Below are 19,796 nucleotides of genomic sequence, written 5' to 3' on the forward strand. Positions count from 1 at the left end.
AAACCGCAACCTTCGCGGGACAAAAGGCAGCATGAACAAAGCAAATTTCCTGAGCAGCGATTTTCCCGCCGCCACCGCCCTTGACATGGATGTCGCCAGCAGCGCGCGTTTCGTGAACCGTGAACTTAGCTGGGTCGGTTTTAACTGGCGCGTGCTGGAAGAGGCCGAAAATCCGCGCGTCCCGCTGCTTGAACGGCTGCGGTTTTTGTCGATTTCCGCGACCAATCTGGATGAATTCTATACCGTCCGCGTCGCCGGCCTGCGCGAATTGGCCATCGCGGGCAATGTCACACCTGCGCTGGACGGGCTGACCCCCGCCGAACAGCTGGTCGAAATCGACCGCGAGGCGCGCGCCCTGATGACGCGTCAGCAAGTGGTTTACAGCGCGCTTGAAGCGGAAATGAAAGACAACGGCATCGCGATCCTGTCGCGCATGGACGTGACCAAGGACGACCGCGATTTTCTGGATAATTACTTTCTTGATCAGGTTTTTCCAGTTTTGTCGCCGCTGGCCATCGACCCCGCGCATCCGTTCCCGTTCCTGCCCAACGAAGGGTTCGCGCTGGCGCTGCAACTGGAACGCAGCGCCGATAAACGCAGCCTGCGCGCGCTCTTGCCAATCCCCGCCCAGATCGCGCGGTTCATCTCTCTGCCCAGTGCGACGGGCCACCGGTTCTTGCCGCTGGAAGAACTGCTTTTGCTGCATATCCCGCGTCTGTTTCCGGGCTATCAGGTCAAGGGAAATTGCGGGTTCAAGGTCCTGCGCGACAGCGATCTGGAACTGGAAGAAGAGGCCGAAGACCTTGTGCGCGAGTTTGAAACCGCGCTGAAACGCCGTCGCCGTGGCGAGGTTGTCCGGCTCAAGATTTCGGCCAATGCGCCGCCTGCGCTGCAAACGCTGATCATGTCGGAACTGCATGTCTCCAGCGATGCCGTGGTCGAGGTGGACGGGCTGATCGGCATTTCCGACCTAGGCGAACTGGTGTTGGACAGCCGGCCTGACCTGCTCTGGCCCAGTTTTACCCCCCGCGTGCCCGAACGGGTGCAGGACCATGACGGTGACATGTTTGCCGCGATCCGACAAAAGGACATGCTGCTGCATCATCCTTATGAAACCTTCGACATGGTGGTGCGGTTTCTTAATCAGGCAGCACATGACCCCGATGTCGTGGCGATCAAGCAGACGCTATACCGCACATCGCAGAAATCCCCCATCGTCAGCGCGCTGTGCGAAGCCGCAGAGAATGGCAAATCCGTCACCGCATTGGTCGAACTCAAGGCCCGTTTCGACGAGGCCGCCAATATCCGCCAGTCGCGCCGGTTGGAACGCGCGGGCGCGCATGTCGTTTACGGCTTTGTTAATTACAAAACCCACGCGAAAATCAGCACCGTCGTGCGCCGCGAAGGTGACAAGCTGGTGACCTATACCCATTTCGGCACCGGCAATTACCATCCGATCACGGCGCGCATCTATACCGACCTGAGCTTTTTCACCTGCGATCAGGATCTGGGGCGCGATGCGACAAAGGTGTTCAACTACCTGTCGGGCTATGCCCAGCCAGAAGGGCTGCAAAACCTGTCGATCTCGCCCATTTCGCTCAAACAGACGCTGATTGACCGCATTGCCGCCGAGGGCGTGAATGCGCGCGCCGGCAAACCCGCGATGATCTGGGCCAAAATGAATTCACTGGTCGAACCCGATGTGATCGACGCGCTTTATGCGGCGTCGCAGGCCGGGGTCAAGATCAGCCTTGTGATCCGCGGCATCTGCGGGCTGCGTCCCGGTGTGAAAGGTCTGTCCGACAATATCCGTGTCAAATCCATCGTCGGGCGGTTTTTGGAACATTCGCGCATCGTCTGTTTTGGCAATGGTGCGGCGCTGCCATCCAAACAGGCCAAGGTCTATATCAGTTCGGCCGACTGGATGGGGCGCAACCTGAACCGGCGGGTGGAAACTCTGGTCGATATCCGCAACCCGACCGTCAAGGCGCAGATCGTCAGCCAGATCATGGCCGCCAATATGGCTGACGTTGCGCAAAGCTGGGTGATGGCACCGGATGGCAGTTTTACCCGCGCCACCCCCACCGAAGGCGAATTTGCCTTTAATTGTCACCGCTTTTTCATGGAAAATCCCTCGCTTTCGGGGCGCGGATCGGCAGGTGCGTCTGATGTTCCGCAATTGACCCACACGGACGATTGACCGATACGGGTCATGCGTCATACGCGGGGACAGAATGAACCAGCAATCCGAGCCTGACAGCATCGACTGGGGGCCTTTTGGCCGCCCGTTGTTCGAAGACCCCGCCGCACAGGCGCTGGCGCGTGTTGGCGTGGTCGATGTGGGGTCCAACTCTGTCCGCTTGGTGGTGTTCGACGGGGCGGCACGCTCGCCTGCCTATTTCTATAATGAAAAGATCATGTGTGCGCTGGGTGCGGGCATGTCGCAGACCGGCCATCTGAACCCCGAAGGGCGCAAGCGCGCGGTGTCCGCAATCCGCCGTTTCGCCGCCCTTGCCAAGGGCATGGGCATCCCGCCACTGACCGCCGTGGCCACCGCCGCCGTGCGCGAAGCGACAGACGGGCAAGATTTCCGCGACGAAGTCCTACGCGAAACCGGCGTCAAGCTTTGGGTCATCGACGGCCGCGAAGAGGCGCGATTGTCTGCCCAAGGCGTGTTGCTGGGCTGGCCGGGCAGTTACGGGCTGGTCTGCGACATCGGCGGGTCGTCGATGGAACTGGCCGATCTGGCCGAAGGCAAGGTTGGCCAGCGCCTGACATCCGCGCTCGGCCCGCTGAAACTGCGTGAAATCAAGGGCGGCAAAAAGGCCATCAAGGCCTATGTCCGCGCCACGGTGCAGGACCTGCACAGGGACATGAACTTTGAAACCGGCATGCGGCTGTTTCTGGTCGGCGGATCGTGGCGGGCCATCGCGCGGATCGACATGGAACGGCGCAGCTATCCTTTGACGGTGCTGCATGAATACCGCATGTCATCGCGCCAGATCAGCATGACCGCCGAATATATCCGCACATCCGACCTGACCGAATTGCGCGGCCGCTGCCATATCTCGGACAGCCGGATGTCGCTGGTCCCGCTTGCCGCGATCGTGCTGAAAGAATTGATGCGCACCTTCAAGCCCAAGGATGTCGCCGTATCATCCTACGGCATCCGCGAAGGGATGCTGTACGAACAGATGCCGCGCGCGCTGCGCGAACGCGACCCGCTGATCGAAGCCTGCCGTTTCGCCGAAAACAAGGATGCCCGCCTGCCCGGTTTCGGGCGCATCCTGTATGATTTCGTCAAACCGCTGTTTCCGCGCGCCAATTGGCAGCGCAAACGGATCATCAAGGCGGCCTGCCTGCTGCATGATGTCAGCTGGCGCGCGCATCCCGATTACCGCGCCGAGGTCACATTCGACAATGCAACCCGCGCCAATCTGGGCGGGCTGAAACATTACGAACGGGTGCTGTTGGGGCTGGCGCTGATGAACCGCTATTCCAGCAAGACCACAAGCCCCCGGTTCGACCCGCTGTTCGCCATGCTGACCCCCGAGCAGATCAAGGAAGCCGAGATTTTGGGCAAGGCAATGCGGCTTGGCGCGATGCTCTGGCTGACCGCGGATGAACAGCCCGGCACGCTGACATGGCACCGCAAGGCAGGCGCATTAACCCTGCGCCTGACCGAACATGCCCGCCCGCTGTATGGCGAGGTCGCAGAAGTCCGGTTCAACGCCTTGGCCAATGCGCTGAACGCGACAGGAACCGTCAAGTTCAGCGGCTAAGGTTGCAGCCCGACCGCGATCAGGCCCGCTGCGCGCGGATATCTTCCCAGGCGCGGTTGATCGCAACCATGCGCCGTTCAGCCAGCTTGACCGCCTCTGGTGGCACACCGCGCGCGATCATCTGGTCGGGGTGGGTTTCACGAACCAGCTGCCCCCAGGCCGCGCGCACCCGGTCCATCGGTGCATCCGGATCGACCCCAAGCACAGCATAGGGATCGCGCTGCGCATCAGGCACGAATTGCGCGCGGATGCGCTGGAAACGGCGTTCATCAAATCCAAAGATCGCAGCGACTTCTTGCAAAAAGGCGTCTTCGGTCGCGTGATAGCTGCCATCGGCCAGTGCGATATGAAACAGCCCTTCGAGCAGGTCACACAGCGGGCCTTCATGCTCCCCGAACATCGCCTTGATGCGGCGCGCATAGATATCATAGCCCGCCACATCCTGCCGCGCCAGATCGAACACACGCGCGGCGTTGTCCTCCTCCTCGGGGCCGATCACGAAAACCTCGCGAAAGGCGCGCACCTCGGTACGGGTCACAAGGCCATCCGCCTTGGCCATCTTGGCCCCCAGCGCAATCACCGCGATGGTAAAGGCGACAGAGCGGTCAGGCGGCGTGCGCAAGCGGTCAAAGACCGCAAGCAAGCCTTCGCCATTGGCCAATGCGGCCAGCGCCTCGCCGATGCGGGTCCAGATCGACATGAGGGTCCTTTGATCAAAACGATGCCCGATCTTGAACCCGACCTGCGCGCAGGTTGCAACCTTTCGCTGCATCTGCACCGCTGAAAATAGCTAGCCGAGGCTGCGGCGGCCCTGTGGCGTGTCAAAAACGGCGCGAAATCCCGCAGGCCCCACCCTAAGCACCACCCGGTCATCGTCCAGCGGCAGCATCGCGCGCAAATCATCGGCCTGTGGATGCGTCACGCTCAGCTGCAGCAGACGACAGCCGCTATCAGCCAGCCGGCGGGCCGGATGGTGCGTGCCCGGTGCCCACTGGATCAACGTCGGATAGGCCCCGTCATACGGCTTGCTGCCATCGTCGGGCACGGTGATCCGCCAGGCCAGATCGCCGCGCGACAGATCGCGGGGCAGCCCCACGGCAGAGGGCGCATCGCACAGCAGGGCATCCAGATCATCGGTCTGGCAGATCCAGTTACCAAGGCGCGGCGCGCCGGTAAAATCATCCAGCCCGAACCATGTCGGGCCGTCATAGGGGGCGGCATCCGGGTCCTTGGTGATCACCTCAAGATACAGATCATCACCCAACCCCAACAATGTGTTATGCGTGCCGTACCGGACATGCCTGCCACCGGGTTGCATGGTCACACCCAATGCCGCCTCGACCCAAGCCGTCCCCGTGGCCAGATCCTCCGCCACAACAGCAAGATGGTCGAGTGTCAGCATGGTCCCTCCTCATCTTCCGAGCACAAATATCCCCGCCGGAGGCATCCGGCCCCGCAGGGGCTGGATCAGCCGCGCGCAGCGCGGATCAGGTGCAGGATATCTTCTGCCGCCTTGGGGATATTGGTACCGGGACCAAAGATCGCCTTGACACCGCTGTCATACAAAAACTGATAATCCTGCTGCGGGATCACGCCGCCGCAGATGACGATGATATCATCGGCACCGGCATCCTTCAGCGCCTGCACCAGTTTGGGGGCCAGCGTCTTGTGCCCTGCGGCCTGACTGGAAATCCCGATCACATGCACATCGTTGTCGATGGCATCCTGTGCGGCTTCGGCAGGGGTCTGGAATAGGGGGCCGACATCGACATCAAACCCGATATCGGCAAAGGCTGTGGCAATGACCTTGGCCCCGCGGTCATGCCCGTCCTGCCCCATCTTGACGACGAGCATCCGCGGCCTGCGCCCGTCTTCTTTGGCGAAAGCCTCGACACTGGCCTGAATGGCCGCGAAACCCGCGTCACCTTCATAGGCGGCGCCGTAGACACCGGCGAGCGTCTTGACCTCGGCGCGGTGGCGGCCGAACACTTTTTCCATCGCCATGCTGATTTCCCCCACAGTGGCGCGTGCGCGCGCAGCAACCACCGCCGCTTCCAACAGGTTGCCGCCATCGCCCGCGCGGCGGGTCAGTTCGGCCAATGCGGCCTCGCAAGCAGCGGCATCGCGCGCAGCCTTGGTGCGGTCGATCCGCGCGATCTGCGACAGGCGCACGGCCTCGTTGTCGATATCAAGGATGTCGATCGGGTCTTCGTTGTCCTTGCGGTATTTGTTGACGCCGACGACAACCTCGGTGCCACGGTCGATGGCGGCCTGCCGTTTGGCGGCGGTTTCCTCGATCCGCAGTTTCGGCATGCCGGATGCGACAGCCTTGGTCATGCCGCCCATCTGCTCGACCTCCTCGATCAGCTCCCACGCCTTTTCGGCCAGATCATGGGTCAGGCTTTCAACGTAATAAGACCCTGCCAGCGGATCGACCACCTTTGTCACGCCGGTTTCTTCTTGCAATATCAACTGCGTATTGCGGGCAATCCGCGCAGAGAATTCGGTGGGCAGCGCGATCGCCTCGTCCAGCGCATTGGTGTGCAAGGATTGCGTCCCACCCAGCACCGCCGACATCGCCTCATAGGCGGTGCGGATCACGTTGTTATAGGGGTCCTGTTCCTGCAATGACACGCCCGAGGTCTGGCAATGGGTGCGCAGCATGGACGATTTGGGGTCCTTGGGGTCGAATTCCGCCATGATCCGCGACCACAGCAGGCGTGCCGCGCGCAGTTTTGCCACCTCCATGAAGAAATTCATCCCGATGGCAAAGAAGAACGACAAACGCCCCGCGAATTGATCTACATCCATGCCGCGCGCGATGGCGGCGCGCACATATTCGCGCCCGTCGGCCAAAGTATAGGCCAGTTCCTGCACAAGGTTCGCGCCGGCCTCTTGCATGTGATAGCCGCTGATGCTGATCGAATTGAATTTCGGCATCTCGGCGGTCGTATACTCAATAATATCCGCAATGATCCGCATCGAGGGTTCGGGCGGATAGACGTAAGTGTTCCGCACCATGAATTCCTTGAGGATGTCATTCTGGATCGTGCCAGACAGCACATTGCGCGGATGGCCCTGTTCTTCGCCTGCGACGATGAAATTGGCCAGGATCGGGATCACCGCACCATTCATGGTCATCGAGACCGACACTTTGTCCAAAGGGATGCCGTCGAACAGGATTTTCATATCCTCGACAGAATCAATGGCAACACCGGCCTTGCCGACATCACCCTCGACCCGTGGATGGTCGCTGTCATAGCCGCGATGCGTGGCCAGATCGAATGCAACGGAAACACCCTGTTGGCCTGCGGCCAGCGCCTTGCGATAGAAATTGTTGGATTCCTCAGCCGTCGAAAACCCCGCATATTGCCGGATCGTCCACGGGCGGCCTGCATACATCGTGGCCTTGACGCCGCGCGTGTAGGGGGCCTGACCGGGGATGCCGCCCAGATGCGGCAGGTCTGCCGTGTCTTCGGCGGTATAAAGCGGTTGGACGGGAATACCTTCCAGCGTGTGCCATGTCAGCGCATCCAGCGGCTTGCCGCGCAATTCACCCGTGGCCAGCTCTTCCCATGTTTTCTTGTCGGTCATCGCTGGCTCCTGTTGGCTGTGTGACGTGCCATCGCAAAAAAGGTGTTGTCCTTGCACCTTTGGGACTTAGCTTTGCGGCATGGTCGGACTATATCGGTAAGTATGAAAAGATTATTCTTTATCGCGCTTGCAGCGCTTGTTGCCGCCACCAGCCTGCCGGCTGCCGAGCCATCCGTCATCGCACGGTGGCAAAGCGACCGGACGCAGGTGTTCGATGCCTCCGAGGTCAGTTTGCCCGAACTGCAATGGATCGCCCGCGCAGTCGTGGTGTTCGCAGACAGCCCCAACGACCCAATGTTTCGCCAGCAGATGGACCTGTTGTTGGCCGAAATCGACCGGCTGGTCGAACGCGACGTCATGCTGATCACCGACACCGACCCTGCGGCACGCAATTCTGTGCGGCTCGATCTGCGTCCGCGCGGGTACGCGCTGACGGTGGTGGGCAAGGACGGGCGCGTGCTGCAACGCAAACCCGAACCCTGGAGCGTGCGGGAATTGACAGGATCAATCGACCGCACATTGCTGCGCCAGCAGGAAATCGAGGACCGGCGCGGCGCGAATATCCGCTGAGCGTTCATTCGAACGCCATGATGACATCATCAACGGCAAGGCTATCACCGGCGCTGGCGTTGATCTTGGCGACCACGCCCTTGCGTTCGGCGCGCAGGATGTTTTCCATCTTCATCGCCTCGACCGTACAAAGCGCCTGCCCCTCTTGCACCACATCGCCCACCGCGACATCGATCTTGACGATCAGGCCGGGCATCGGACACAGCAGCACCTTGGACGTATCAGGCGGCAGCTTTTCCGGCATCAAGGCCGCCAATTCCGCCTGACGCGGGCTGCGCACATGCACCTTCAGATCAGCCCCGCGATAGCGCACGCGGAAACCGCCTGAAATCTTGCCGATCTTCAGCACCAAAGGCGCGCCATCGACATCAAGCCGTGCAAGTGGCTGGCCGGGTGTCCAATCGCTTGTCACCCGCATCGTATTGGCCCCGATGGTGACATCGGCACCTTTCTTGTCGGCGGCGATATGGACGCGGTGATGCGCGCCTTGCATCGACACGACCCAATCTTCGCCAACATGGCGTTCATGGTTGCCCATCCGCCCGCTGATCCGCGCACGCCGGATTTCCGATACGCGGTGCATGGCCGCAGCCGATGCCGCGATCTGCAGGCAGGTGTGATCCGGCAAGGTCGTGCCGTTGAAACCGTCTGGAAATTCCTCGGCGATAAAGGCGGTCGTCATGGTGCCAGAGGTGAATTTTTCGTGGTCATAAACGGCGGCCAGAAACGGCAGGTTATGCCCGATGCCTTCGACCTCGAACGCATCCAGCGCCAGCCGCATTTCCGCGATGGCCGATGCACGGTCTGGCCCCCAGGTACACAGCTTGGCGATCATCGGGTCGTAGAACATGCTGATCTCGCCGCCTTCGAACACGCCGGTGTCGTTGCGCACGGCGCGGGTGGGTGTCGCCTCTTCCACGGGCGGGCGATACCGCGTCAGCCGCCCGATGGATGGCAGGAACCCGCGGTAAGGGTCTTCGGCATACAACCGGCTTTCCATCGCCCAGCCGTTGATTTTCAAATCACTTTGCACAAAGGGTAAGTGTTCACCCGCCGCCACGCGGATCATCTGTTCGACCAGATCAATGCCGGTGATCAGTTCGGTGACAGGATGTTCCACCTGCAAGCGCGTGTTCATTTCCAGAAAATAGAAATTCCGGTCGCCATCGACGATGAATTCCACCGTGCCGGCACTGGTATAGCCCACGGCCTGCGCAAGGGCGACAGATTGTTCGCCCATGGCCTTGCGGGTGGCTGCGTCCAGAAACGGGCTGGGGGCTTCTTCGATCACTTTCTGGTTGCGGCGCTGGATCGAACATTCGCGTTCATGCAGATAGACCGCGTTGCCATGCTGGTCGGCCAGCACCTGAATTTCGATATGGCGCGGCTGGGTGACGAATTTTTCAATGAAAATGCGGTCGTCGCCGAAACTGTTGGCGGCTTCGTTCTTGGAAGATTGAAACCCTTCGCGGGCTTCTTGATCGTTCCATGCGATGCGCATGCCTTTGCCGCCGCCACCGGCGCTGGCCTTGATCATCACCGGATAACCGACCTGATTGGAAATCTTCACCGCCTCGTCAGCATCCGCAATCAGGCCCATGTAACCCGGCACGGTCGAGACATTGGCCTCCTGCGCCAGTTTCTTGGACGTGATCTTGTCACCCATCGCCAAGATCGCACCTTTTGGCGGGCCGATGAAGGCAACGCCCGCAGCCTCCAGCGCCTCGGCAAACTTGGCGTTCTCGGACAGGAAACCGTAACCGGGATGCACGGCCTCGGCCCCTGTCGCCTTGATCGCGGCCATCACCTTGTCGATGACGATATAGGATTGGTTGGCGGGGGCTGGCCCGATATGGACCGCCTCATCCGCCATCTTGACATGCAGCGCATGGCGGTCGGCGTCGGAATAGATCGCGACTGTCTGGATACCCATCTTGCGGGCGGTCTTGATCACGCGGCAGGCGATTTCGCCACGGTTGGCGATCAGTATTTTCTTGAACATCAATGGTCCCCCCAAGAACGCAAAACCGCCGCCGGAGCATGACCCCGACGGCGGCAATGGTGACTGACAGCCCTGTTGCGGGCTGCAAAATTAGCGGCGGACGGGGCGGCAGACGCCGACGTCGTCACAAAAGACGCCTGCGGCGGCACCGGCCAGAATCGTGCCGGCACGGTCTGTGCCCAGCAATTCCGACGCGACCAGACCAGCGCCTGCACCTGCGACGGCACGTTCGGTGTCGCTTTCCAGACAGCCAGACAAAGCGAAAGCAGCAAATGCCGCCAGGATGATGGATTTCTTCTGCATGATGTTCTGCCTTTATTCGGTTTCTCGGAAACAGCGCCAGAATCGTCGCTGATGCACGATAACTCAATACCCTTATGCGTGTGATATCCAATATCATCCGGTTTTCCGCCCAGTCCCGCCGTTCCAAAGGAAACCGGCCCGCCACGCGAACAGGCAGGCCGGTCAGGGGAAGGGTCGAACTGGTCAAAGGATAACAATGCGCGCAGGCCAGACCGCGCCACTGCACGCCCGATCATTGCGCAGGTTTGTACGGCGCCAAAGCCCGCAAATATCCGCGCTGCGAAATCGGCGGTTTCCTGCCTTACCACATGCGCGACGACAGCGATCATTCGTTCAACCCGGGAATGTCGGGAAAGCTTTGCCGCGCGACCTTGACGTCGATCCGCAACATCGCCTCGTAACTGGCGGGGTCGAACGGGTCTTCGGCGGGGATGACTTCACGCCCGAACAGCCAGCTGAGCCGGCCTGCGTCCAAATTACCGCGCACGAAAGGATCTTCGCCAAACGCCTCCCACAAGGCTTGCATGAACCCCGCATCGGCACGTTTGTCGGCCGGGCGGCGGTCGGGATAGCGGATGCGTTGGGACAGCGGTGTCGCCCCGTCCTTGTTCGCGCGGCGCAGCACGAATTGAAAATCCGTCCCCGGCAAGCGGCCCGGAAAGCCGCGGTGTTTGTCCATATATGGCAGTGCCATCAATCTGACCTTTGGTTCAAAGCGGAATATTGTCGTGTTTTTTCCACGGCATCTGGGTTTTCTTGGATCGCAGCGACGCAAAGGCGCGGCAGATCCGCTTGCGCGTGGAATGGGGCATGATCACCTCGTCGATGAACCCCTTTTCGGCGGCCACGAACGGATTGGCAAATCGCGCCTCGTATTCAGCGGTGCGTGCGGCGATTTCCTCGGGGGATTTGCCACGATGGATGATTTCGGTCGCACCCTTGGCACCCATCACGGCGATTTCCGATGTGGGCCAGGCATAGTTGAAATCGGCCTGCAAATGCTTGGACGCCATCACGACATAGGCCCCGCCATAGGCTTTGCGGGTGATCACGGTCACCTTTGGTACCGTCGCCTCGCCATAGGCATAAAGCAGTTTCGCGCCGTGCTTGATAACGCCGCCATATTCCTGTGACGTGCCCGGCAGAAAGCCCGGAACATCAACCAGCGTCAGCACCGGAATTTCGAACGCGTCGCAGAACCGCACGAAACGCGCGGCCTTGCGGCTGCTGTCGATGTCCAGACAGCCTGCCAGCACCATGGGTTGGTTGGCGACCACACCCACGGTGGACCCTTCCAGACGGATGAAACCGGTCAGGATGTTTTTGGCAAATTCGGCCTGAATCTCGTAAAAATCGCCCTCATCCGCGATTTTCAGGATCAGTTCCTTCATGTCATAGGGGGTGTTGGGATTGGCGGGGACCAATGTATCAAGGCTGTCTTCAATCCGGTTCACATCATCAAAGAACGGGCGCACGGGCGGCTGTTCGCGGTTGTTCAGCGGCAGAAAATCGAACAGGCGGCGGGTTTCGGCCAAAGCCTCGACATCATTTTCGAACGCACCGTCAGCGACCGATGATTTGCGGGTATGGGTGCTGGCCCCGCCCAATTCCTCGGCGGTCACAATCTCATTGGTCACGGTCTTGGCCACATCGGGGCCGGTGACGAACATATAGCTGGAATCTTTGACCATAAAGATAAAGTCGGTCATCGCAGGGCTGTAAACCGCGCCACCGGCACAAGGCCCCATAATCAGGCTGATCTGCGGGACGACACCCGATGCAGTGATATTGCGCTGGAACACGTCGCCATAGGCGGCAAGGCTGGCCACGCCTTCCTGAATCCGTGCGCCACCCGAATCGTTGATCCCGATCACCGGCGCGCCGTTTTGCATCGCCAGATCCATGATTTTGCAGATTTTCTTGCCGTGCGTTTCGGACACCGACCCGCCCATGACGGTGAAATCCTGAGAAAAGACATAGACCATGCGGCCATTGATCGTGCCCCAACCGGTCACGACGCCATCCCCTGCAGGCCGGTCCTGTTCCATCCCGAAATCGGTACAGCGATGGGCAACAAACATGTCGAATTCTTCGAACGAGCCTTCGTCCAGCAGCAGATCAATGCGTTCTCGCGCGGTCAGCTTGCCCTTGGCATGCTGCGCCGCAATCCGCTTTTCGCCGCCGCCAAGGCGGGCATCGACGCGCCGGTCTTCGAGTTCCTGCAGAATGTCCATCCCAGCCCCTCCCTATTTTGTTTGAACCTGCATAGCATGTTCAGGGCGCGAATGAAGCGGGATTAAGAAAATTTGCAAAGTAAGGATTTTGCAAAGCTAATATAATGCAAACATGCAAATATATCTGCCCAATGGTTCATCCGCGCACAGGTGCTTCGACAGTCTTGAGCATGGACATCATCGTGTGCCAGTCCTAATCAGGACCAATGACAAAATCACCAACCCTCCGGTTTCTGGACCGAACCACCCCGCCACATATCATGACGCTGATCCTGATCACCGGCATTTCGGCGCTGAACATGTCGATCTTCCTGCCGTCACTGGCGGCGATGACGGCCTATTTCGATACCGAATATGCGGTGATGCAGGTGTCGCTGTCGGGCTATCTGGCGGCGACGGCTGTGCTGCAGATCTTTGTCGGCCCTTTATCCGACAGGTTTGGACGGCGGCCGATCGTGATCGGATCGCTGTTGATCTTCGTGATCGCCACCCTTGGGGCGCTGTTTTCGACCACGGTCGAGGCATTCTTGTTCTTTCGGATCCTGCAAGCTGCAGTTGCAACCTGTATGGTACTGGGCCGCGCGATCGTGCGCGACATCGTCCCTGATGCTCAGGCGGCCTCGATGATCGGCTATGTCACGATGGGCATGGCGCTGGTGCCGATGGTCGGGCCGATGATCGGCGGCGCGCTGGAACAGGCGTTCGACTGGCATGCGACCTTTGTGTTTCTGGTCTTGGCGGGGATCGGCACGCTCGCGCTGGTTTATTACGATCTGGGCGAGACATTGGCAAAAGGCGGCATGGGCTTTCGCGCGCAGGTGCGGTCCTACCCCGAATTGTTCCGCTCGCCGCGGTTTTGGGGGTATGTCATGTGCGCGGCTTTCGCCTCGGGGGCGTTTTTCGCGCTGCTGGGGGGCGCGTCTTTTGTCGGAACGACGATTTTTGGCCTTTCGCCCGTTTGGAATGGCATTGCCCTTGGCGCACCTGCCGTCGGCTATGCGATGGGCAATTTCCTGTCGGGGCGGTTTTCAGTCAGATTGGGGATCAACAAGATGGCGCTGATCGGCACCGGCATCACGATCGCGGGGCTTGGTACATCGGTCTTGCTGACGCTGGCGGGGCTGATCCATCCGCTGGTGTTTTTCGGCTTTTGCAGTTTCCTTGGACTGGGCAACGGGCTGATCTTGCCCAATGTCATGGCCGGATCAATTTCGGTACGTCCGCATCTGGCCGGCACAGCAAGCGGGCTGGGCGGCGCGATCATGATCGGCGGCGGCGCGGCGCTGTCGCAAGTCGCAGGCAGCATCCTGACGGTGGAATCAGGCACCCTGCCCTTGCAGCTGATCATGCTGGGCACATCGATGATGGCCTTCCTGTCCGTGGTCTTTGTTGTCTGGCGAGAAAAGCAGACCGCTTGACGCAAGCTTTGCAGCGGCTAATCATGGCTGGCAAAGTTGCAAAGGTGCGCCATGGCGATCCAGAAACTCTATGCCGGGGCCAAACTGCGCGAATTGCGCGGCCGGCTGGCGATGACGCAAAAGGCGTTTGCCGATAAGCTCGGCGTCTCGCTGCCCTATCTCAACCAGATGGAAAACAACAACCGGCCCGTGTCCACGACAGTGGTGCTGGGGCTGGCCCAGGAATTCGGGTTCGACGTCACCGAATTGCAATCGGGCGACGAGGCGCGCCTTGTGGGCGACCTGCGCGAGGCGTTGGCAGATCCGGTCTTTACCGGCAGCGCCCCCGCGCTGGCCGATCTGCGGCTGGTAGCGGCCAATGCGCCCGCCTTGGCCCGTGCCTTTCTGGACCTGCACCGGGGCTACCGGCAGACCCATGAACGGCTGGCCTCGCTGGACGAGGCTTTGGGCCGCGAAGACGCCCGCCTGCGCCCCAGCCCTTGGGAAGAAGTGCGCGATTTCTTCCATTATTGCGACAATTACATCGATGCGGTGGACCGCAGCGCCGAACGGATGGCGGGCCAGTGCCAGCCCGGTGAAAGCATCGCACAGGCGGCAATCCGGATTTTGGCGGCGACAGGAATAGGCGTACGCTATGCCGCCAGTGATACGTTGCGCGCCTTTGATCCAGCCACCAACCAGCTCACCCTTGCGACAGCGGCGCATCCGGCGACACAGACCTTTCAACTGCTGCTGCAACTGGCGCTGGTCACACAAGCGCCCTTGCTCGACGCGACACTCGACCTCGCGCGGTTCCAGTCCGACGAGGCGCGCAGCATCGCGAAAGTCGGGCTTGCCAATTATTTCGCCGGGGCAGCGCTGATGCCCTATCACGCCTTTCTGCAGGCAGCCCAAGACAATCGGCACGATCTTGAACTGCTCGCGGCACGGTTCGGCGCATCGCTGGAACAGGTGGCGCATAGGCTGTCGACCCTGCAGCGCCCCGGGGCCAAAGGCATCCCGTTCTTTTTCGTGCGCGTCGATCAGGCCGGCACGATCACCAAACGCCATTCCGCCACAACCTTGCAATTCGCGCGGTTCGGCGGGGCCTGCCCACTTTGGAACGTGCACCAGGCATTTGAATTGCCAGGGCAATTCCTGCGGCAGCTGGCCGAAACACCCGACGGCGCACGCTATTTCTGCCTTGCCCGCGATGTCAGTAAATCAGGCGGGTCCTATCACGCACCCACACGCCGATATGCTATCGGGCTGGGCTGCGAGGTGCGGCACGCAGAGGCCATCGTCTATGCCGATCACATGGATATCGCCGCCTCCGACGCCTATGCGCCGATCGGGATTTCCTGCCGGATCTGCGAACGGCGCAACTGCCACCAACGCTCTGTCCCGCCCTTGGAACGGCACCTGCGCGTCGATCCCAACACGCGCGGTCTGTTGCCCTATCAGTTGGACTGACCAGACCTTCTTATTTCCCAAAATACTCCGGGGGCGAGGGGCGGAGCCCCTTTTGCGGCAAAGCCGCAAACGCTCCGCGGGGGATATTTGGGCTCGGAAGATGCAAAAGATGGGGATTGCAAATCAGATGCCACCCCCCGAAGATCACGGCAAAGGGGAGGACCATCATGGAACTATCGGGCAGCCGCGTGATCGCAGCGGATATTGATGCAGTCTGGGCGCATCTCAACAACCCGGACACATTGCGCGCCTGCATTCCGGGCTGCGAAGAGCTGACCGGATCGCCAGAGGAGGGCTTTGCCGCGACCGTCAAGCAAAAGGTCGGGCCGGTATCCGCCACATTCAAAGGCGAGGTGACGCTGGAAAACGTGATCCCCGGCCAAAGCTACACCATCGTAGGCGAAGGCAAAGGCGGGGTCGCAGGCTTCGCCAAGGGCAGCGCCGATGTCGTACTTGCCACCGTCGAAGGCGGCACCGCACTGACCTATAACGCGACAGCCAAAGTCGGCGGCAAGCTCGCGCAGCTTGGCAACCGGATCATCGGCGGTTTCGCCAAGAAAATGGCCGACCAGTTTTTCGAACGGTTCCAGCAAACCGTCGAAGGGACCGACGCCTAGTTGCGCGCGGCGCGCCAGCCTGCGGCCCGGGCGTCGGCCTCGGAACAAAACCAACGTTCGCCGCGGCCTTCATCAATCACCGTGCGGTCGTAATCGCGGTTGCCGGGCCGGTGATAGATCCGCCCGTTGCCCGAGATGTTGCCCTTGATGTTGCAGGCCAGATCAGGGGCCGCGGGGGCCGTATTGCGCGCTGCGCGGAAAGATTCAGGCGCGTCCATCGTCATCGCCCAAAGCCCGCGCGCGGCCAGCACGGCGGCTTTTTCATCCAGATCATAGATCATGGAATAGCGCCGATAGGCCACAGCCCAGCCTTCGGCCACGATCACCTGCCCCATATCCACGCCACCCACATCGCAGGTCGCGACCTGCCGGCCATAGCGGTCTACATCGCGCGTTGTACAGCGCGCATCTTGCCCGCCAAACCGCGCGCGCACCAGATCGCCCGCCCAGCGCCCGCAGTCGATGGTCTGCCCGCCCAGCACGCAAGGCTGCCCGATTTCCGGCGCATCCAGCCCGAAAAGCCGCACCCGCAGCCCGCCGACATCCACCGTATCCGCGTCGATCACCCGCAGCGTCCCGCTGGGGTTGGCATGGGCGGCACCTGCAAGCACAAGGCCAAGAAGGATCAATATTTTCAACATACCCCCGACCTAGCGGCGGGCGGGGGCGGGGATCAATTGATTTCATTAACGAAGGTTAATATTTCGTTAAAATCACCTTTGGCTCTGCTGCCAGTCGGGGTGCATCCAGGGCTGGTCATTGGCAGGCGGCAGCGGTTGACGGCGCAGAATATGATCAGCGGCCTTTTCGCCCACCATGATCGATGGCGCGTTCAGATTGCCGTTGGTGATGCGCGGAAAGATCGAACTATCCGCGACGCGCAACCCCTCTACCCCGATCACGCGGGTTTGCGGGTCAACCACGGCCATCGGGTCATCCACAGCCCCCATCTTGCAGGTCCCACAAGGGTGATAGGCGCTTTCGGCATGGTCGCGGATAAAGGCGTCAAGATCCGCGTCGGTCTGCGCCGCGTCACCCGGCTGGATTTCATGGCCGCGATAGTCGTCAAAGGCGGGCTGGGCGAAAATCTCGCGCGTCAGCCGGATACATTGCCGGAAATCGACCCAATCCTGCGGGTCGGACATGTAGTTGAACTGGATGCGCGGATTGGCTTCGGGGTCGGCCGACCGCAGCGTGACCTGCCCGCGTGACGCCGACCGCATCGGCCCGACATGGGCCTGAAACCCGTGCCCTTCGGGGGCGGTCTTGCCATCATAGCTGACAGCGATGGGCAGGAAATGGAACTGGATATCAGGGTAATCCACACCGGCGCGCGACCGGATGAAGCCCGCGCTTTCAAACTGGTTGGACGAGCCAAGGCCAGTTTTCCAGAGCAGCCACTCTGCCCCGATCCGCGCCTTGCCGCGCAGGTTCCAATAGGCAAACAGCGTGACAGGCTTGGTTGCGGCCTGCTGGATATAGAGTTCCAGATGATCCTGCAGGTTTTGCCCCACGCCGGGCCGGTCGGCGACAACAGGGATACCATGGTCGGCCAGATGTGCGGCGGGGCCGATGCCTGACAGCATCAGCAGCTTGGGCGAATTGAGCGCAGAGGCGGCGATAATCACCTCGACATTGGCGCGGATCACCTCGACCTTCTTGCCGCGCGAGACTTCGACGCCCACAGCGCGCCCGTCTTCGATGATCACCCGTCGCGCCAAGGCGCGGGTCAGCGTGCAATTGGGCCGCGTCAGCGCCGGGCGCAGATAGGCGCTGGCGGCGGACCAGCGGTGGCCTTTGTAGATCGTGGCGTCAAAAGGGCCGAAACCTTCTTGCTGTTCACCATTGTAGTCAGCGGTGAGCTGATAGCCCGCCTGCCCGCCTGCCGCGACAAAGGCGCGTGTCAGCGGGTTCTTGCGCGGGCCGCGGGTGATATGCAGCGGGCCATCCGTGCCACGCCAAGCCGGATCACCGCCATGGCCGCCGTCATGCCAATGTTCCATCCGTTTGAAATAGGGCAGCACATCGGCATAGCCCCAGCCCTGCGCCCCTGTGTCGGCCCAGTGATCGAAATCGCGCGCATGGCCGCGCACATAGATCATCCCATTGATCGAGGACGACCCGCCGATCACCTTGCCACGCGGCGTGACCAGTTGCCGCCCGCCCAGATGCGGTTCGGGGTCGGATTTCAGCCCCCAGTCGTACATTTTCATGTTCATCGGATAGGACAAAGCCGCTGGCATCTGGATGAAAGGCCCACGATCCGACCCGCCATGTTCGATGATCAGCACGTTCTTGCCCGCCTCGGCCAGACGGTACGCGATGGCGCAACCGGCGGAACCGGCGCCGACGATGACATAATCAGCCTGCATCAGAACGGTGCCTCGCATTTGTCCATGCGGACATAGACGCTTTTGATCTGGCTATAATGTTCAATCGCCGCCTTGGAGTTTTCACGCCCCACGCCGGACAATTTCATGCCGCCAAAGGGAGCCTCGACCGGGGCGTCGTTATAGGTGTTGATGTAGCAGGTGCCTGCTTGAAACCCCGCCGCCATGCGGTGCGCACGGGTGATGTCGGCGGTGAATACACCGGCCGCCAGCCCGTAAGGCGTGTCATTCGCCCGCGCGAGCACCTCTTGCTCTGTGTCGAAATCCAGCACCGACATGACAGGGCCAAAGATTTCCTCGCGCGCGATCGTCATGTCATCGGTCACATCGGCAAAGACGGTTGGGGGCAGGAAAAAGCCTGGCCCATCGGGGATTGTGCCGCCTGTCACCAGCCGCGCGCCTTCGGCCTGTCCCTTGGCGATGAAGCCTGCGACGATGTCGCGCTGGGCTGCGCTGACCATGGGGCCGTAATTCGTGGCGGGGTCCAGCGGGTCGCCCATCACGACGCCTTGCAGCCGTTCGCTCAGGCGGGCCAGAAACGCCGGCTTGATGCCCTTTTGCACGAAAACCCGCGTGCCGTTGGAACAGACCTGCCCCGAGGAATAGAAATTGCCCAAGATCGCACCCGACACGGCGGCATCCAGATCAGCATCGTCGAAGATGACCAGCGGGGATTTGCCGCCCAGTTCCATCGTGACATGGCGCATGCCTTCGGCGGCGGCGGCATAGACCTTGCGGCCTGTCGCAACAGAGCCGGTCAGCGAGACCTTGTCCACGCGCGGATCGGTAACAAGTGCTGCACCGACAGCGCCGTAGCCTTGGATCACGTTATAGACACCCGCCGGAACGCCCGCCTCGATCAGGATTTCCGCGACTTTCAGCGCGCAAAGCGGGGTCGTCTCAGACGGTTTGAATACCAAAGCATTGCCGCAGGCCAGCGCAGGCGCGCCTTTCCAGCAGGCGATCTGGGTGGGGTAATTCCACGCGCCGATACCGACGCAAACGCCCAAGGGTTCGCGGCGGGTATAGACGAAATTATCGCCAAGCGCGATGTATTCGCCGGTGATGCTGCCCGCCAGCCCGCCGAAATATTCAAAAGCATCAGCACCCGATGTGGCATCGGCGACGCTGGTTTCCTGATAGGGTTTGCCGGTGTCATAGGTTTCCAGCATCGACAGGTCGTGATTGCGTTCGCGCATGATATCGGCGGCGCGGCGCAGCACGCGGCCACGCTCGGTCCCGGTCCAGCTGGCCCATTGCTGTTGCGCAAGCCGTGCAGCATCCAGCGCCTGATCCACGATGGCGGGGGTCGCGGCATGCAGCGTGGCGATGACCTGGCCGGTATAGGGATAGACCACCTCGATCAGGTCACCGGCGGTGTCTTCGACGTATTTGCCATTGATGAAATGGCTGGCTGTGGGTTGGGTATTCATG

16 protein-coding genes are annotated in these 19,796 nt (G+C 61.0%); 6 read left to right on the forward strand and 10 right to left on the reverse strand.

From position 1 onward, the window contains the following. Positions 1 to 31: 31 nt before the first annotated feature. A complete protein-coding gene (locus tag ACPF9B_RS08555) occupies positions 32 to 2,200 on the forward strand; it encodes an RNA degradosome polyphosphate kinase (protein WP_007204300.1) in 2,169 nt (722 codons plus the stop codon). A 34-nt stretch (positions 2,201 to 2,234) separates the two neighbouring features. Further along, positions 2,235 to 3,782 carry a Ppx/GppA family phosphatase gene (locus ACPF9B_RS08560; RefSeq protein ID WP_424176730.1) on the forward strand — a complete coding sequence of 516 codons (1,548 nt, stop codon included), beginning with the start codon at positions 2,235 to 2,237 and terminating at the stop codon, positions 3,780 to 3,782. A gap of 19 nt (positions 3,783 to 3,801) precedes the next feature. On the opposite strand, the gene ACPF9B_RS08565 is transcribed toward ACPF9B_RS08560, so the two are convergent. From ACPF9B_RS08565 to scpA, 3 genes are all read right to left on the reverse strand, one after another. Next, positions 3,802 to 4,482, reverse strand: a complete 681-nt coding sequence (locus tag ACPF9B_RS08565; protein WP_040483057.1) for a molecular chaperone DjiA — start codon at positions 4,480 to 4,482, stop codon at positions 3,802 to 3,804. A gap of 90 nt (positions 4,483 to 4,572) precedes the next feature. Next, complete coding sequence (locus tag ACPF9B_RS08570; protein WP_424176733.1) at positions 4,573 to 5,184, reverse strand: VOC family protein; 612 nt, start codon at positions 5,182 to 5,184, stop codon at positions 4,573 to 4,575. Between the two features lie 65 nt (positions 5,185 to 5,249). Further along, complete coding sequence (scpA, locus tag ACPF9B_RS08575) at positions 5,250 to 7,376, reverse strand: methylmalonyl-CoA mutase (RefSeq protein WP_424176735.1); 2,127 nt, start codon at positions 7,374 to 7,376, stop codon at positions 5,250 to 5,252. 102 nt (positions 7,377 to 7,478) lie between these two features. Here scpA and ACPF9B_RS08580 point away from each other — a divergent pair, with 102 nt between their 5' ends. Then, positions 7,479 to 7,946, forward strand: a complete 468-nt coding sequence (locus ACPF9B_RS08580) for a DUF4174 domain-containing protein (RefSeq protein ID WP_007204295.1) — start codon at positions 7,479 to 7,481, stop codon at positions 7,944 to 7,946. 4 nt (positions 7,947 to 7,950) lie between these two features. On the opposite strand, the gene ACPF9B_RS08585 is transcribed toward ACPF9B_RS08580, so the two are convergent. The 4 genes from ACPF9B_RS08585 to ACPF9B_RS08600 all read right to left on the reverse strand — a co-directional run bounded on the left by ACPF9B_RS08585 (position 7,951) and on the right by ACPF9B_RS08600 (position 12,485). Continuing rightward, on the reverse strand, positions 7,951 to 9,948 hold the full coding sequence (locus ACPF9B_RS08585) for an acetyl-CoA carboxylase biotin carboxylase subunit (protein ID WP_424176737.1): 1,998 nt from the start codon (positions 9,946 to 9,948) through the stop codon (positions 7,951 to 7,953). Positions 9,949 to 10,038: 90 nt separating this feature from the next. Beyond that, positions 10,039 to 10,251: a hypothetical protein gene (locus tag ACPF9B_RS08590; protein WP_007204293.1), complete on the reverse strand. Its 213-nt coding sequence runs from the start codon at positions 10,249 to 10,251 to the stop codon at positions 10,039 to 10,041. Positions 10,252 to 10,576: 325 nt separating this feature from the next. Continuing rightward, entirely contained in the window at positions 10,577 to 10,930 is a 354-nt protein-coding gene (locus ACPF9B_RS08595; protein ID WP_207327953.1) for a hypothetical protein, read from the reverse strand. 31 nt (positions 10,931 to 10,961) lie between these two features. Next, a complete protein-coding gene (locus tag ACPF9B_RS08600) occupies positions 10,962 to 12,485 on the reverse strand; it encodes an acyl-CoA carboxylase subunit beta (protein ID WP_007204291.1) in 1,524 nt (507 codons plus the stop codon). 206 nt (positions 12,486 to 12,691) lie between these two features. Between ACPF9B_RS08600 and ACPF9B_RS08605 the strand changes: the two genes are divergently transcribed. The 3 genes from ACPF9B_RS08605 to ACPF9B_RS08615 all read left to right on the forward strand — a co-directional run bounded on the left by ACPF9B_RS08605 (position 12,692) and on the right by ACPF9B_RS08615 (position 15,972). Continuing rightward, positions 12,692 to 13,903 carry a multidrug effflux MFS transporter gene (locus ACPF9B_RS08605; protein ID WP_040482744.1) on the forward strand — a complete coding sequence of 404 codons (1,212 nt, stop codon included), beginning with the start codon at positions 12,692 to 12,694 and terminating at the stop codon, positions 13,901 to 13,903. A 51-nt stretch (positions 13,904 to 13,954) separates the two neighbouring features. Beyond that, positions 13,955 to 15,355 (forward strand): helix-turn-helix domain-containing protein, encoded by a 1,401-nt coding sequence (locus tag ACPF9B_RS08610; protein WP_424176740.1) that lies wholly within the window; start codon positions 13,955 to 13,957, stop codon positions 15,353 to 15,355. Between the two features lie 167 nt (positions 15,356 to 15,522). After that, positions 15,523 to 15,972 (forward strand): CoxG family protein, encoded by a 450-nt coding sequence (locus tag ACPF9B_RS08615; RefSeq protein WP_007204288.1) that lies wholly within the window; start codon positions 15,523 to 15,525, stop codon positions 15,970 to 15,972. On the opposite strand, the gene ACPF9B_RS08620 is transcribed toward ACPF9B_RS08615, so the two are convergent. The 3 genes from ACPF9B_RS08620 to betB form a co-directional block, all read right to left on the reverse strand. Then, positions 15,969 to 16,613, reverse strand: a complete 645-nt coding sequence (locus ACPF9B_RS08620; RefSeq protein ID WP_424176743.1) for a thermonuclease family protein — start codon at positions 16,611 to 16,613, stop codon at positions 15,969 to 15,971. The genes ACPF9B_RS08615 and ACPF9B_RS08620 overlap by 4 nt on opposite strands. A gap of 72 nt (positions 16,614 to 16,685) precedes the next feature. Further along, a complete protein-coding gene (gene betA / locus ACPF9B_RS08625; protein WP_007204286.1) occupies positions 16,686 to 18,344 on the reverse strand; it encodes a choline dehydrogenase in 1,659 nt (552 codons plus the stop codon). Further along, a complete protein-coding gene (gene betB / locus ACPF9B_RS08630; RefSeq protein ID WP_424176746.1) occupies positions 18,344 to 19,795 on the reverse strand; it encodes a betaine-aldehyde dehydrogenase in 1,452 nt (483 codons plus the stop codon). Before betB ends, betA begins: the two co-directional genes overlap by 1 nt. Position 19,796: the final 1 nt, after the last annotated feature.

The sequence above is a fragment of the Yoonia sp. TsM2_T14_4 genome, assembly GCF_049602355.1.
Classification (GTDB): Bacteria; Pseudomonadota; Alphaproteobacteria; order Rhodobacterales; family Rhodobacteraceae; genus Yoonia; species Yoonia vestfoldensis_A.